A 14,066-nucleotide genomic window follows, 5' to 3' on the forward strand; every position below is an offset into this window, starting at 1 on the left:
CTTTCATGGACTGACAGACCGCTATCGCGAGCAAGCTCGCTCCCACAAGGTAAGTCGCATGTATAAGCGCTAGACCGGCTGCCCTCGATCGATCTTGCTGCTGAGGATGATCGAGGTGGTGGTCTTCTCCACGCCGTCCACGCTGCCGATCTGGTCCAGCAACTGGTCCAGTTGTTCCGGTGAATCGGTGCGCAGCCAGGCGACGTAGTCGAACTCACCGCTGACCGCGCACAGTTGCTGGACTTGGGCCATGGCGCTCAAGCGTCGCAGCACGTCCTTGCCGGAGCGCGGCTGGACCTTGATGCCAACGTAAGCCTGCAAGCCGCCGTCAATCACCCGTTGGCCCAGGCGCACGCCATATCCGGTAATCACCTTGGTCTTTTCCAGGCGCGCCAAGCGCGAAGTGACGGTTGTCCGGGCGATACCCAACTGCCGGGCCAGCATGGCGACGCTTTCCCGGGCATTGATTTGCAGGGCCGCGATCAGTTGGCGGTCGATTTCGTCGAGGACGGGAGGGCGGGTGTCAGGCAAGGTGGGCTCCGGCGTGGGCATCGGTGGCGAGCATGTTACAGGCTCTCGCGTTCGAAATAGCCAATGGCGGGTAAGGCCAGCGCTCGCCAGGCGGGGGCCAGGTGCACTTGTGAAGACCTGAGCCAGAAACCGTCCTGGCACACCAGCTGTTCAGCGGGCGCTTGCAGCAAAAGGGTCAGAGGCAATGACTGTACCGAACCTGGGTCGTCATTGTCCTCAGCTTCCCAATCGCGCTCAAAACAGCGCACGCGCACTTGATCGTCGTCGAAACCTTCAAACAGGGGGCGGTTACCCAGCCATTGCGGATGCACTCGCAACGTGTGCGCCTGGACATCCAGCAACAGCAATTGCCAGCCTCGATAGCTGCCACACAGTTCAGTCACGTCGGTAGCCATGCAGGTCAGGGCCAGATAGCGACCCTCCGCCGACCAGATCATCGAGGGTGCCAGGTCGGTCAACGCGCAGCCTGATGCTGTCAGCAGGTGGCCGCCAAGCCGAGGCGTCCGCGCCCGCATCCAGCTGTCGGCATATTCCGTCTCGCTGCCGAACAACCAGGCGGCATCCCGTTGGTTGGGGGCGGGCAGGATGAAGTCTCCTTCGGCGTTGGCGACTTGCGGGCGATCCACCAAGCGCCAGGGACGCATTCTGTGCAGTTGCGAATCGCTCACCTGCAGTTCCACGGTGTCGTAGAACAGCCGGGATCGCTCGTCGGGCCGAAAGAATGAAGGGGTGCCACCGACCTGTGGCGCGGGGATGTCGAAGCGTTGCAGCGCGCTGCTCTCCAGGTCTTGATCGAGCCGGCCGGCCACCACCGCTAGGCTCAGCCGGCCCGCGCGGAAATCGAGCAGGCGGGCGACCCACATCGCGGGCCCCTGCAGCAGCTGTCGCGCCTTCAGATTGGCAACCACCCCGTGGGTCGCGACCGTCGTGGCACCGTCGAAGGGCAGCAGGGCCAGGTAACGCCCGCAATCGGAAACCCGATGATCCAACAACCAGCGGCCAGGCAATTGCCAGTCGCCGATCTGACAGCGATAACCGCCCAGCCCATCGGGATTATCGCCAAGCCAGGTCAACCGTGCGCGCACACCGTCCTGCATCGGCTGCGTTTCGATGAATGAATCGCCGCGCTGGCCTTGGCTGTTCAGCGGCATCGCGATGGTCATGCGGGTCAGCGCAAATTCGCCCACCTGCACGCGACCCTGGGCGTCGTGACCGACCTGTGTCTCGGTATCGCCGTGGATGCTGTCCAAGCGGTAGCCATAACGCCCGGAACCCGGTCGCGGGTAGTCAAGGTACGAGCCGATCTGCACATGGCTTGCGTCGAGACCCAGCAACTCGTGCCAATAGAAGGACGGTTCTGCTTCGCTCTTCACCCAAGGCGAGGGCAGGGCGCGCCAGCCCAGGTCGAGCTGCCACAGCCAATACTGGTCGCCGTCCGCATGAGGGGACTGTTCCTGGGCCAGACACACCAGGGCGCGTTGATCGCTGCTCCATACCAACGGCGCATCGGCCGCCATCAACAGGCCGGCCGGTTGCCCGTCGACGCTGATGGCGTAGCGCGGTGAAGCCAGCGGTTCCAGCGGCTGGGCCAGGTCGCGAAAAGTCGCGGGCAAGGCAATGTCGCCCCGCAGGCAGTGCTGGCCGTCTGCGGAGCGCCGCTCGAAGGTATGTTGAACCTGCTCGGGATGCCAGTCGGAGTCCAGCCAGAGGTCGGCGAAGGGGACCAAGTGGGTAACGCTGGCCGTCTGGAACAGCTCATCCAGTCGGATTTCGCGAACGCTGTCGTCCACCAGTGGGCTATGGCGCCCGCTCAACACGCCGAGATCAAAAGCGTCCAACTCCCAGAGTTCGCTGTCGGCACAGCGGTACACCTGGCGCTGTTGACGGTCGAGGACGACCAGCCCCCAGTTCTGCCGGGACGGTACGGTCGCCGCAAAATAGCGCCCGTCGCGGGAGAACAGTGACGAAGAACCAAGGCCTTGCAGGAGCACGCCGTCGGGGAACAGATAGTCGCAATAAGTGGGACCGCCCATGGCGATTTCACTGTGGTTGAACACCCGGATCGGTTCGCCTTCAGGCGTCAGTTGCGGCTCGTTTCCACCCCAGGCACTGGCGCCTTTGCCGGAAACGGGCGCCAAGCCCAGGCGCCGCTCCCAAGTGCTGACGCACGCCAGTCCGCCGCCGATGCTGGCGATAGCCGCCAGGATGCCCCACCACTCAGGCAAGGCCCGACCCACACTGAAACCCAGGCCGAACACGGCGCCGACGATCAACCTGCCACAGACTCGCCCGGCCGACAGAAAACCGAATCGTGCGGCAAGCCCCATCAGCAGGCCGAAGAACAACACCGCCAATAAAGCCAATGGAGGCGGCAATATCGTGACGAAAAAAGCCGGCACCAGCAGGATGCCGAGTTGCCAGAACAGTTCAAGAAACAGTCGGGAGAGGCTGGGGCTGGCGATGATGGGAATCTCGCTTGAGGGGGTTGAACGGGCCTCGCCCGTCATTAATTCCCCAGAGTATTACTTCCAGGTGAGTCGAGGAACAAGGAAAGGGAGCGGCCAGTGGCCAAAGTTGCTATCGCGGTCAAACAACGGCGAGCTTTTGAAGTCGATTCGGGACGGATGTTCCGGTGAAAGGTGAGCACGTTGGCTTCGAGGGCATATCTGCTTTGATTCTTTTGAAGGTTAGGTATACGTTACATATAATCTTTTTTGTCTTGTATACATAACATGGATTATTCCCTCATCATCGTGCGTCTGGGCGAGCAGGTTCGCAAGCGCCGCCTCAATCGCGGCCTGACCCAGGCCAATCTCGCTACCTTGGCAGGCGTTACTCGGCAGAAGGTCATTGCCATCGAAAAGGGTGACCCGTCGGTTGGGATGCTTGCCTATGCACGAGTCCTGGGGGCCCTGGATTGTGAGTTCGCCGTGGTACCGGCTGCGATGCCTACGCTTGAGGAAATCCAGGGAGTGTTCGACTGATGACGACCAGTTGCAAGCACTGGAACAAGTGCTGCCCCGCTCGACTGAATATTGTGAACAGGCGCCGAATGTGGTCGCAGCCATCAGGCAGTGTGCAGAGCCGTTTATGAAGACCTTCGCCTAGGGCGCAAGAGTCAGCAGGCTCAAGAACGCAAAAGCCGCGCAATGCGCGGCTTTTCATATGGTGGGCCCACACGGACTCGAACCGTGGACCAAAGGATTATGAGTCCTCTGCTCTAACCAACTGAGCTATAGGCCCTCAGTAGGCCGCGGATTATAGCGACGGTTTCTCGGCTGTGCTATCCGAAAAATCCGATACGCTCACACGAAGAAACGTTGCGGCGAACTCGTCGGCGCACAGGGGCAGGCTGACGATGTAGCCCTGGATCTGTTCGCAACCTTCTTCGGCCAGGAATTGCTGTTGGGCCAGGGTTTCGACGCCCTCGGCGATGATGCTGAACTGCATGCTGCGGCCCAGGGCGATGATTGCCCGCACGATGGCCACGTCGTGTGGGTCGTCGGGCAGGCCACGGACGAAGGATTGATCGATCTTGAGGATGTCCAGTGGCAGGCGCTTGAGGTAGCTCAGGGAGGAATAGCCCGTGCCAAAATCGTCGATGGCCAGTTGTACGCCGAGGTTCTTCAACTGGTGCAGCACCGTCAGGGCCTCTTCGGCCTGGCTCATGATGAAGTTCTCGGTAATTTCCAGTTGCAATAAACCGGGCCGGAGCTGGTGTTCGCGCAGCAGTTGTTCGATGCGCCCCAGCAGGTTGGGCTGGCGCAGTTGGGCGCCGGCCAGGTTGACCGACAGGGGGCCGAGGCTTTCGTAGGTGCTGTTCCATTCGCACAGTTGCCGGCAGGCGCGATCCAGTACCCAGTCGCCAATTTGCAGGATCATGCCGTTTTCTTCCGCCAACGGGATGAAGTGTTCGGGGGGGACGTCGCCAAATGTCGGGTGATACCAGCGAATCAGCGCCTCGGCCCCCACCAGGCGATTGTCGGCGAGGCTGATTTTCGGTTGGAAGGACAGTGACAACTCGTTGCGTTCAATCGCTCGCCGCAGTTCGTGTTCCAGGGCCACGCGCTCGCTGGCCTGGGCGGTGAGGTCGCGGGTATAGCTTTCCACCCGGTTACGCCCCTTGGCCTTGGAGCGGTACATCGCCGCGTCGGCATTCTTGACCAGCGTGGCGACGTCGCAGCCATCCTGGGGGTAGAGGCTGGTGCCGATACTGGCGCTGATGAAGAACTCATGCTCGCCGGCCTGGAACGGTGCGGTAAAGCAGTTCAACAGCTTCTGGGCGATGTGCTCGGCATCGCTGGGCTGTTGCAGGCCCGGCAGCAGGATAATGAACTCGTCGCCGCCCAGGCGCGCCACGGTGTCGATGTCGCGCAGCTGCTCGCGCAAGCGCACGGCAATGCCCTTGAGCAGCAGGTCGCCGACCGGGTGCCCGAGGCTGTCATTGATGTGCTTGAAGCGGTCCAGGTCCAGAAACAGCACGGCACCCTGGCCGCCGTTTTCCTGCTGGCCGTTGAGAGCCGCCAGCAGGCGGCTTTCGAACAGCGTGCGATTGGGCAGGCCCGTCAGCGGGTCGTGGTGAGCCTGGTAATCGAGCCGGGCCTGGGCGTGCTTGAGGCTGGAGATATCGGCGAAGACCGCGACGAAATGAGTGATCTGTCGGTCGCGGTTGCGCACCGCGCTGATGGTCAGCCAACTGGGATACAGTTCGCCGTTCTTGCGCCGGTTGGATATCTCTCCCTGCCAGTGTCCCTCGGCCGTCAACTGGTGCCACATCGCCGCGTAAAACGCGCTGTCATGCAGGCCGGAAGCCAACAACCGAGGCGTATGGCCCAAGGCCTCGGTTTCGCTGTAGCCGGTGATCTCGGTGAAGGCCCGGTTCACGGCGCTGATGTGCTGTTGCGTATCGGTGATCAGCACGCCTTCGGCAGTGCTTTCGAAAACGGTGGCGGCCTGTTGCAGTTTTTCCTGCATCAGGTGGCGTTCGGTGATATCCCGGGCGATGGTCAGCATGCAGTCTTCGTTGCCGATGGGCAGTGGGCGACTGGACACTTCGCAGAGTCGTATCTGCCCGTCGTTGCGACGGATATGGCAGCTGAAATCCCTGACGAAGCCGTCCCGTTTCAGCAGGTCGAGCATCTGCTTGCGCTCGTTGAGATTGACCCAGATACCCAGGTCCAGCGTGGAGCGGTCTACCGACAGGGCGCTGTTGAAACCGGTAATGCGGCTGAACCCCTCGTTGACCTCAATCAGCAAGCCGTCGCTTTGCCGTGATAGCAGCAGGCCGTCGGGCGAGGCGTGGAACGCTTTGGCGAACTTCTCTTCGGATGTCTGCAATTGCTGCTGGGTTTCCTTGAGCTGGCTGATGTCCCGCACCACCACGACCAGGGCTGGCGTCGTGTCGAGGTCGAAGGGTTCAGCGGAGATCAGCCCGGTGAATACCTGGCCGTTGCTGCGGCGAAAGGGCATTTCCAGGTTGCGAATGCTGCCGGCCTGCAAGCGCTGCAACAGGCTCGGCCCCACGCCTTGGATGCCCCAGATATTCAGTTCGGTTGCGTTGTGCCCCACCACTTCTGCGGCACTCAGGCCGATCTGCTCTTCGAACGCCTTGTTGACCTCCAGCAGGCAACCGTCCAACAGCCGTGCAATCACCAGGATGTCCGGGCACTGGCGGAACACCGAGGCAAATTTCTGCTCCGAAAGGCGCAGCGCTTCCTCGGTGCGCTTGGCTTCGCTGATATCGATCATCAATCCACGTATCAGCGGCTCGTGCCCGTGTTCGATCAGGCTGACAATGTCACGTACCCACAGGCAGCGACCATCGGCTGTGATAACCCGGTAATCGATGCAGTGATCGCGACCCGCCAGCAGTTCATTGTCGCAGTAGGTCTGGGCGCGGATCAGGTCGGCCGGATGAATGATGGTGCGCCAGAAGCCTGGGACCAGCCAATGGGAGAGGGGATAACCCAGCAGGTCTTCGGCATGAGGCGACACGTAGCTGTAAGTGAAATCGCTGACCCTTGCCTCCCAGGCAATGGCCGACAGGCTCTCCACCAGCCCACGGTAATGGTATTCGCTGCTGCGCAGCTCCTGCTCGAGCTCGACGCGGCGAGCGATTTCCGAGCTGAGCCGGCGATTGATGCGAATCACCACCGCCAGTATGCCGACCAGGATCAGTAGCGTAGGCAGGCCGTAAAACAGTAAGTCTGACCAGATCTGGCGATAGTCGTGCATATTGCCGATCCACTTCTGCTGGATCTCGGCGACTTCGGCAGGGTTCATATCCGCCAGGACTTTGTCCAGGATGCCCACCAATACCTTGTTGTCCCGAGGGACGGCCATTGCCAGTTGATAGCGATAAGGCGTTTCCCCGCTGACATAAAGACCTTCGAGCTTGAGTTGGCGCAGGCTCCAGACACTGGAAGCCAGATCGCCCACCACCGCGTCCACTTCATCGGTTGCCAATGCTTGCAGGGCTGAACTGACGTTGGGCAGCGCCACCAGGTTCAGGTCGGGGTGATGGTTGCGCAGCAATTCATGAGGCGCGTAGTTCTCCACCACGGCGATTTTCAGCCCATACAGCTCCTTGAGGCTATGGGGTTGGGCGCCACCCTGATGGGCCAGGATGACAATGGGGAAATCCAGGTAGGGACGGGTAAATGCCAGGTAATTCTGGCGCTCCGGAGTGGACATGATGCCAGGCAACAGGTCGATCTTGCCCTGTACGACCTGCTCCAGCACGGCAGTCCAGCTGGCCGGCTCGATGGGCGTGAGCCTGACGGCCAGCCGTTCACGGATGATCTCGATGTAGTCGGCGGCCAGCCCCTGATAGTGGCCTTGATCGTCGCGAAACTCAAACGGCGGCCATGAGGCGTCGACACCCAGGCGCAGGTCGGGGTGGTCCTTGAGCCAGCGGAGCTCCTCATCGGTGAGCGTCAACGCGCCAGCTGTTGCGGTCCAGGTGATCAATGACAGCAAAAGCGCGGCCGTCAGTCTGGGCATCACTGTCTCGTCATGGCTTGGGGAGGATGTTTCGAGTGTAGACGGGCAACAGGGGGTGGGGAGCGTAACGAAGGGGATTTTATCGGCATATGACAAAACCCCCGGCAGGGCCGGGGGTTTTGAAGGTCACTCGTCGAGGAAGGAGCGCAGATGCTCGCTTCGCGTCGGGTGGCGCAGTTTGCGCAACGCCTTGGCTTCGATCTGGCGAATCCGCTCACGGGTTACATCGAACTGCTTGCCGACTTCCTCAAGGGTGTGGTCGGTATTCATGTCGATGCCGAAGCGCATGCGCAGTACCTTGGCTTCACGGGCAGTGAGGCCGGAGAGTACTTCGCGAGTCGCCTCCTTGAGACTCTCGACAGTGGCGACATCGATCGGAGACTGCATGGTGGAGTCTTCGATGAAGTCCCCCAGATGGGAGTCTTCGTCATCGCCGATCGGGGTTTCCATGGAGATCGGCTCTTTGGCGATCTTCAATACCTTGCGGATCTTGTCCTCAGGCATTTCCATGCGTTCGCCCAGCTCTTCCGGCGTCGGTTCGCGACCCATTTCCTGCAGCATCTGCCGGGAAATGCGGTTGAGCTTGTTGATCGTCTCGATCATGTGCACCGGGATACGGATGGTGCGGGCCTGGTCGGCGATCGAGCGAGTGATCGCCTGACGGATCCACCAGGTGGCATAAGTCGAGAACTTGTAGCCGCGACGATATTCGAACTTGTCCACCGCCTTCATCAGGCCGATGTTGCCTTCCTGGATCAGGTCGAGGAACTGCAGGCCGCGGTTGGTGTACTTCTTGGCGATGGAGATCACCAGACGCAAGTTCGCTTCGACCATCTCTTTTTTCGCGCGACGGGCCTTGGCCTCGCCGATCGACATGCGACGGTTGATGTCCTTGATCTCGGCGATGCTCAGGCCAGTCTCGGCCTCCAGCGCACTGAGCTTCTGCTGGCAACGAATGATGTCCGGCTGCAGGCGGGCAATGGCTTCAGCGTATTTGCTCTTGCCCTTGGCCAGTGCATCGGTCCAGCTTTCGTCGACTTCGTTGCCCGGGAACTGGCGCAGGAAATCAGCGCGTGGCATGCGGGCATCACGCACGCAAAGCTGCATGATCGCGCGCTCTTGCTGACGCAAGCGATCCAGGGCACTGCGAACACGCTCGACCAGGCCTTCGAATTGCTTCGGCACCAGTTTGATCGGCATGAACAACTCGGCCAGCGCCAACAGCTCGGCAATCGCCTGCTTATTGTTGCGGCCGTGCTTCTTCAGCGCCTTGCGGGTGATTTCCATCTGGTCGGCCACGGCGCCGAAACGCTGTGCGGCGATGACCGGATCCGGACCGCTTTCGGCTTCTTCCTCGTCGTCGCTCGCTTCGGCGTCGTCGTCATCGGTGTCGTCGTCGGCCTTGACGGCTTTCGCATCGATCGGCGGCGGCACTTCGGCGGCAGGCGGCGCAATGCCGTCGTCCGGGTCGATATAGCCGCTCAGGACGTCGGACAGGCGGCCACCTTCGGTGGTGACGCGGGTGTACTCGGAGAGAATATGGTCAACCGTGCCAGGGAAGTGCGCAATTGCGCCCATCACTTCACGGATGCCTTCTTCAATACGCTTGGCGATTTCGATTTCGCCTTCACGTGTGAGGAGCTCTACCGTACCCATTTCACGCATGTACATGCGCACGGGGTCCGTGGTGCGACCAATGTCGGTCTCGACCGCTGCCAACGCTGCGGCCGCTTCTTCAGCGGCCGCCTCGTCGGTATCGGCGTCGGCCAGCATAAGGGCATCCTTATCTGGAGCAACCTCGAATACGTTGATCCCCATGTCATTGATCATGCGGATGATGTCTTCCACCTGTTCCGGATCTGAAATATCCTCCGGCAGGTGGTCGTTGACCTCCGCGTAAGTCAGGTAGCCCTGCTCACGACCCAATAGGATCAACTCTTTGATACGAGACTGCTGTTGCGCTTTTCCGGACATAACACCCTATCCACTGAAGGTCTTGGCGGGCAAAAAACAAGCCGAGGATTATACCTGAGCTGTGACCTCACGCGCCAGTTGAGGTCGGGTTTGATGCGCAAACATTGCGGCTGAGTAAGTCGCGCAATTGGTTTTTCTCTTCGCTGGTCAACTCGCTCTGGCGAGCTTTTCGCAGAAGTTGTTCCAGATTTCGCTCGCGTTGGCGGGCGGACAAGCTAGTAATGGTGTCGAAAAACTGTTGTTCAAGGTTGTCTCCATCAATCAGCCATTCCTTCTCGGCCAAGGCCTTCAAGAGGCGTCCCTGCTCGGTACCGTGCCACCGTGCGATCAACTGGAAAGAGTTTAGCTTGGGGTTCTTCTGCACGGCTTCAAGGAGAGCGACCAGCAATTGCGTATTGCTGTGGTCCTCGGCGGCGAAGTGCCCTGCGTCCTCTACTTTTTCCGCCAGTTGCGGGTGATGCAGCAAGGTGCGCAAGGCGGCCAGTGTCGGGGGTTCGACGGCGGCCGGCACGCGCGGGGCACGTGGCTGGTCGCGATCGCCGCGCTTGCCGTTCTTGTCCCAGGGTTTCTTGTCCCATTTCTTGCCGCCGCTGCCGGGTTTTTTCGGCGTCCATTCCTGCTGGGGGGCGTAATCCTGCTGGGGTTGATGATAGTCGGCGAAATCCGGCATCGCGTCGTAATCGATGCCCGGGTCATACGCCGGCGGCGCCTCCTGGGGGGCGTTGTGCACCAGTTGATTGACCGCTTCGCTATTGAGCCCGGTGATTTCGGTCAGGCGCTGACGCATGAGTGTGCGCAGATTGGCGCCGGGCACCTTGTCGATCAGCGGCGCCGCGAGGGTGGCCATGTGGGCCTTGCCTTCGAGGGAGCGTGGATCGGCTTCTTCGGTCAACTGCTGGAAAAAATAGTCGGCCAGCGGTTGTGCGTGCTGGTTGATCCGCGCGCGGAACGCGTCGGTGCCTTCGGAGCGCACCAGGGTGTCCGGGTCCTCGCCCTCGGGCAGGAACAGGAAGCGTGCCCGCCGGCCGTCCTGCAGGCACGGCAAGGTAGCCTCCAGTGCGCGCCAGGCGGCGTTGCGACCGGCCTGGTCGCCGTCGAAGCAGAACAGCACATTGGGCACGACGCGAAACAGGCGCTTCATGTGCTCTTCGCTGGTGGCTGTGCCCAGGGTCGCGACGGCGTTGCGAAGGCCTTGCTGGGCCAGGGCTATCACGTCCATGTAGCCCTCGACGACGATGATTTCGTCGAGGTTGCGGTTGTTCTTGCGCGCTTCGTACAGGCCGTAGAGTTCCTGGCCCTTATGGAACACCGGGGTTTCCGGGGAGTTCAGGTACTTCGGCTTGTCATCGCCCAGCACCCGGCCACCAAAGGCGATGATCCGCCCGCGCGTGTCGCGGATCGGAAACATGACCCTGTCGCGAAAGCGGTCGTAGCGCTTGCCGGTTTCGGCGTTTTCGATCAGCAGGCCTGCGTCGATCATGGCACGCTGCTGCAGCGTATCGGTGCTTAGATGCTTGTACAGGTTGTCCCAGCCGGGCGGGGCGAAGCCGAGGCCGAAATCCCGGGCGATTTCGCCAGTCAGGCCGCGGCCCTTGAGATAATCCACCGCGGCCTTGCGCGCCGGATGGCTCTTGAGGGCCTGGCGATAGAAATCGGCCGCCGCTGTCAGCAGTGGGTAGAGCGGTGAGTCGGTCGGTTGGCGCGGCTTGTGCGGTCGACCGCTTTCCTCGCGGGGAATTTCCATGCCGGCGGCTTTGGCCAGTTCTTCGACGGCCTGGGGGAAGTCCAGATTGTCGTGGTCCATGAGGAAGCCGAGGGCATTGCCGCCCGCGCCGCAACCGAAGCAGTAGTAGAACTGCTTGTCGGGACTGACGCTGAAAGAGGGCGTTTTCTCTTTGTGAAACGGGCAGCAGGCCGTGTAGTTCTTGCCTGCTTTCTTCATTTGCAGGCGAGAGCTGACCACGTCGACGATGTCGGTGCGGTTCAGGAGGTCGTCAATAAAGCTCTGGGGAATCAGCCCGGCCATGGCGTTCTCATCATCACTGCGCGAAATATGGACCCGAAATCGGCAGGCGTAACCGGGTCTGGGTTTGAGACACGCTGAATCGGTGGCTCGACCGGGTCGTCTGCATCATCGCTGTCGGGAAGTGTATCTGCCGATAATCCACTGACGTTAATAACTATCAGTATTCGACTGTTTGAATGTGTTGCGCTGAGTCCGGTAACGGCCGGTCAGGCCACGGATAGCTCATGAAGCGGGCACGCAGGCGGGTGCCTTGGGCTGATCGTCGTTAGAGGAATCAGGGTGTGCTCGTCGGTAGCCTTGGAAGGCTCGTCAGGAAAGACGTGCACCGCTGGCAAAAGAGCCAGGTCTGACGCGGTGAAGCGGTTGTCTTGGTCGCGTCTGCGGCTTTGACGGTGAAGCATCAAGCGTTATTCCGCAAATGCCATAAGCCCGGCTTGAAGGCCGGGCTTGGCAGAAGCTTGCTACGGACGTCTGTGTATTAGTACAGGCGTACGGCGCGGCGCTGTTCGCGCTGAACTTTCTTGGCGTGACGCTTAACAGCGGCTGCTGCCTTGCGCTTACGCTCAGAAGTCGGCTTCTCGTAGAATTCGCGGCTACGAACTTCAGCCAGAACACCGGCTTTTTCGCAGGAGCGCTTGAAACGACGCAGAGCTACGTCGAAGGGTTCGTTCTCTTTTACTTTGACGGCTGGCATCCAGAGCTACCTTCATTCATTACCGGGGTCAACATCCTCGCGGCAAAAGAGCACTTGAAGACGTCGGTTTTTAAGGGTTGCGGATGTTAACCCCTCAACGCTCGGAATGCAAAGCCTCTGATCGAAAACCGCTGGTCGGGGCACAACGCGGCGACTATTATGCGCGCCTTCGAATTCAGCCTCTACAAGGCGCAAACCCATGCTAGTACTGGGATTAGAAACCTCCTGCGACGAAACCGGTGTCGCACTTTACGACAGTGAGCGCGGCTTGCTGGCCGATGCGCTGTTCAGCCAGATCGACCTGCACCGCGCCTACGGCGGGGTGGTGCCTGAACTTGCCTCCCGCGATCACGTCAAGCGCATGCTGCCCTTGATCCGCCAGGTCCTGGCCGAAGCCGGCTGCATGCCGACCGAGATCGACGGCATCGCCTACACCGCCGGCCCGGGGCTGGTGGGCGCGTTGCTGGTTGGCGCTTCCTGTGCCCAGGCGCTGGCCTTTGCCTGGGGGATTCCGGCCCTGGGTGTGCATCACATGGAAGGCCATTTATTGGCACCGATGCTGGAGTCGCAACCGCCCCAATTCCCGTTCGTCGCTTTGTTGGTATCGGGCGGCCATACACAGCTCATCCGGGTCGACGGCATCGGCCAATACGAGCTGCTTGGCGAAACCCTCGACGATGCCGCCGGTGAAGCATTCGACAAGACGGCGAAAATGATGGGGCTCAATTATCCCGGTGGGCCGGAAATTTCCCGGCTTGCAAGCCAAGGGGCCGATGGACGCTTCGTGTTCCCGCGGCCGATGTGCGACCGTCCCGGCCTGGATTTCAGTTTCAGCGGGCTGAAGACCTTCGCCCTGAACACCTGGCAGCAGTGCGTCAGCGCCGGGGACGACAGTGAGCAAGCCCGTTGCGACATCTCGCTGGCGTTCCAGCAGGCCGTGGTGGAGACTTTGACCATCAAGTGCAAGCGTGCCCTGAAGCAGGCCGGGCTCAAGCGCCTGGTGATCGCCGGGGGCGTGAGTGCGAACAAGGCCTTGCGCACATCGCTGGAGAAAATGCTCGGTGACATGAAGGGCGACGTTTACTACGCCCGGCCGGAGTTCTGCACAGATAACGGCGCGATGATTGCCTTTGCCGGCTGCCAGCGTTTACAGGCGGGCCAGCAGGAAAGCCTGGCAATCAGCGTGCAGGCGCGCTGGCCCATGGAGCAGTTGGCCCCCCTGTGAAACGGCCTTTAAAAATGCCGTTCGCGCCCGGCGAACAGGTCGCGTAGATTGCCCCGGTGGCGCCAGACGATCAGTGCGACCAGCACGGTCATTGGCAGCAAGGCCGCCGGCTCCTGCCAGGCCAGCAATGGCAGGGTCAACGGTGTGGCGATCAGCGCGGCCAGGGAGCTGGTGCGGGTCAGGTAGAACGTCAGCAGCCAGGCACAGACAGCCAGCAGGGCGGCGGGCGGATACAGGCCCAGCAGCATGCCGGCGGCGGTGGCGACGCCCTTGCCGCCACGGAAGCGGAAGTACAGCGGGAACAGGTGGCCGATGACGGCGCAGACCCCGATCCAGGCCTGTTGCTGCAACGAGAGCCCTGCAAGGCTGGCGATCAATACCGGGACAAGGCCTTTGCAGAGGTCGCCCAGCAGGGTCAGGATGGCGAGCTTGCGTCCGGCCAGGCGCAGCATGTTGGTGGCGCCGGCATTGCCTGAGCCACTCATTCGCGGATCCGGGCGACCGGTCAGGCGGCTGAGCAAAATGGCGAAGGACAGCGAGCCGAGCAGGTAGGCGAGAATCGCCAGTAACCAAAACATGCTAACTATTCCGGGCGAGGACGCCCTGATTCTAAC

General features: G+C 61.2%; 9 protein-coding genes and 1 tRNA gene. 2 read left to right on the top strand and 8 right to left on the bottom strand.

The annotated features are described in order from the left end of the window. Positions 1 to 69: 69 nt before the first annotated feature. Both BLQ55_RS16545 and BLQ55_RS16550 read right to left on the bottom strand, forming a co-directional pair. Positions 70 to 531 carry an Lrp/AsnC family transcriptional regulator gene (locus tag BLQ55_RS16545; RefSeq protein ID WP_060743121.1) on the bottom strand — a complete coding sequence of 154 codons (462 nt, stop codon included), beginning with the start codon at positions 529 to 531 and terminating at the stop codon, positions 70 to 72. Between the two features lie 35 nt (positions 532 to 566). Beyond that, positions 567 to 3,038 carry a hypothetical protein gene (locus BLQ55_RS16550; protein WP_256326593.1) on the bottom strand — a complete coding sequence of 824 codons (2,472 nt, stop codon included), beginning with the start codon at positions 3,036 to 3,038 and terminating at the stop codon, positions 567 to 569. A gap of 225 nt (positions 3,039 to 3,263) precedes the next feature. On the opposite strand from BLQ55_RS16550, the gene BLQ55_RS16555 reads away from it, so the two are divergent. After that, a complete protein-coding gene (locus BLQ55_RS16555) occupies positions 3,264 to 3,515 on the top strand; it encodes a helix-turn-helix transcriptional regulator (protein ID WP_170847605.1) in 252 nt (83 codons plus the stop codon). 182 nt (positions 3,516 to 3,697) lie between these two features. On the opposite strand, the gene BLQ55_RS16560 is transcribed toward BLQ55_RS16555, so the two are convergent. The 5 genes from BLQ55_RS16560 to rpsU form a co-directional block, all read right to left on the bottom strand. After that, positions 3,698 to 3,774 (bottom strand) — tRNA-Ile (locus BLQ55_RS16560). 15 nt (positions 3,775 to 3,789) lie between these two features. Further along, the gene (locus BLQ55_RS16565; RefSeq protein WP_092202686.1) at positions 3,790 to 7,533 is read right to left on the bottom strand and encodes a bifunctional diguanylate cyclase/phosphodiesterase; all 3,744 of its coding nucleotides are present in this window, start codon (positions 7,531 to 7,533) and stop codon (positions 3,790 to 3,792) included. A 126-nt stretch (positions 7,534 to 7,659) separates the two neighbouring features. After that, complete coding sequence (gene rpoD, locus BLQ55_RS16570) at positions 7,660 to 9,507, bottom strand: RNA polymerase sigma factor RpoD (protein ID WP_060740348.1); 1,848 nt, start codon at positions 9,505 to 9,507, stop codon at positions 7,660 to 7,662. Between the two features lie 67 nt (positions 9,508 to 9,574). Beyond that, positions 9,575 to 11,533, bottom strand: coding sequence for a DNA primase (gene dnaG / locus BLQ55_RS16575; protein ID WP_092255200.1), 1,959 nt, complete (start codon positions 11,531 to 11,533; stop codon positions 9,575 to 9,577). 478 nt (positions 11,534 to 12,011) lie between these two features. Next, positions 12,012 to 12,227 carry a 30S ribosomal protein S21 gene (rpsU, locus tag BLQ55_RS16580; protein WP_002551877.1) on the bottom strand — a complete coding sequence of 72 codons (216 nt, stop codon included), beginning with the start codon at positions 12,225 to 12,227 and terminating at the stop codon, positions 12,012 to 12,014. A 199-nt stretch (positions 12,228 to 12,426) separates the two neighbouring features. Here rpsU and tsaD point away from each other — a divergent pair, with 199 nt between their 5' ends. After that, positions 12,427 to 13,452, top strand: a complete 1,026-nt coding sequence (gene tsaD / locus BLQ55_RS16585) for a tRNA (adenosine(37)-N6)-threonylcarbamoyltransferase complex transferase subunit TsaD (protein ID WP_092255202.1) — start codon at positions 12,427 to 12,429, stop codon at positions 13,450 to 13,452. A gap of 8 nt (positions 13,453 to 13,460) precedes the next feature. On the opposite strand, the gene plsY is transcribed toward tsaD, so the two are convergent. Next, entirely contained in the window at positions 13,461 to 14,030 is a 570-nt protein-coding gene (gene plsY, locus BLQ55_RS16590) for a glycerol-3-phosphate 1-O-acyltransferase PlsY (RefSeq protein WP_060740351.1), read from the bottom strand. Between the last annotated feature and the right edge of the window lie 36 nt (positions 14,031 to 14,066).

Origin of the sequence: Pseudomonas sp. NFACC13-1 (assembly GCF_900104425.1) — a bacterium.
GTDB classification, from domain to species: Bacteria; Pseudomonadota; Gammaproteobacteria; order Pseudomonadales; family Pseudomonadaceae; genus Aquipseudomonas; species Aquipseudomonas fluorescens_AA.